The following is a 1,369-nucleotide window of genomic DNA, read 5'->3' on the forward strand; positions in this document are numbered from 1 at the left end:
AGCCTCCAAAGAGTGTCCTTCGACATTCCGCTTGCAAAGTTAGGGATTATTCTGCAAACTCTGTTCATTCTTGCGATAAATTTTATTCTTCCACATCTTTTTTTGTTCACCAGACTGCTCGTGAGCTGTATTTGGAGTCTGCATACCGATGCTGTAGTGAGGGCGTCTGCAGTTATAGAAATCAACGAAGCGTCTTATCTGCTCCAGTGCCTCTCCATACGTCGCAAACCGTCTTTCCTGACGATAGATGCTCTCATACTTGATTGTTTCATTCACGCGCTCTGCAACGCCATTATCAGTAGGTTTGTAATCCTCCGTCATCGATATTAATATGTTGTGTTTTTGCAGTTCCTCGACATAGAGGTCGCAGCAGTACTGCACACCACGGTCAGAGTGATGGATGAGTCCTGAGAGGTCGTCACCGCCAGCCTGTTCTATAGCCATACGGAGGGCTTTGAGCGTAAATACGGATGCGAGAGATTCTGCTAGATACCAGCCAACGATCTTCTTTGAATAAGCATCTGTAACGAGGTGCAGATAACAGCATCCGTTCTTGAGCTCAATGTAGGTAATATCGCTTACCCACAGCTGATTTGCCGCAGTAGGAACGAATCCTTTAATAAGATTCTTCCATTTGTGGTAGCGATGGTTGGAGTTCGTTGTAGAGCGGCTCTTGCGAGGTTTCTGCATCAGTTTATGGCGACGAAGTAAGTTCATAAACTTATCGCGTCCAGGCATCCATCCTGTATTAAACATCACGCATAGCATCAGCCAGAGTTTCACTCCTCCAATACCAGGATCAATCTCACGTATTTCACGTACTGCATCAAGAATACGAATCTCACGGGCCAACTGTTCCGCCTCGTCCGTTTTCTTCTTATAATAGGCCTGTCTGCTATGGCCAAGCAGATCACAGGCAGCTGTTACCGTCAGGCCGTGCTGCCCATGAAGCTCATCTACTGCTTGGCCCCAGATTTTTTTCTGATATCAATGCCGTTCTTTTCAGCCACGTCAATCAGCGTGTTCAGGGCCAGATTCTGCAACTCTAACTCACGAACGCGAGCTTCGAGTGCCAGTACCTCAGGAGATTTCTCCTCTTTCTTTTTACGTGCCATATCTTCAAGCGGTTTGGTATCCGCCTGCAAAGATACAACATTTTTTGATTTTCTGTACCGGCTTACCCAACATCTTATCGTACTTGGTTCAACATTGTAGTACTTTCCCAACTCTTCATAACTGTTGGTACCATTCAAATAAGCAGAAATAATCTCCGCTTTCTTCTCTTCTGGAATCCTTGGATTTAAAATTCTCATAAGTCTAACACATTTATTAAGTTTCTAAATGTGTCAACCTATATCAGTATAAGACA

At 44.6% G+C, this 1,369-nt stretch carries 2 protein-coding genes; both read right to left on the reverse strand.

Annotation, left to right across the window (positions count from 1 at the left end):
* Positions 1-39 precede the first annotated feature (39 nt).
* On the reverse strand, positions 40-975 hold the full coding sequence (locus T500_RS0114730; protein WP_073211898.1) for an IS3 family transposase: 936 nt from the start codon (positions 973-975) through the stop codon (positions 40-42).
* Positions 957-1,115 carry a hypothetical protein gene (locus tag T500_RS17530; RefSeq protein ID WP_410543887.1) on the reverse strand — a complete coding sequence of 53 codons (159 nt, stop codon included), beginning with the start codon at positions 1,113-1,115 and terminating at the stop codon, positions 957-959. Before T500_RS17530 ends, T500_RS0114730 begins: the two co-directional genes overlap by 19 nt.
* Positions 1,116-1,369: the final 254 nt, after the last annotated feature.

Origin of the sequence: Xylanibacter ruminicola Ga6B6 (assembly GCF_000687715.1) — a bacterium.
Lineage (GTDB): Bacteria > Bacteroidota > Bacteroidia > Bacteroidales > Bacteroidaceae > Prevotella > Prevotella ruminicola_B.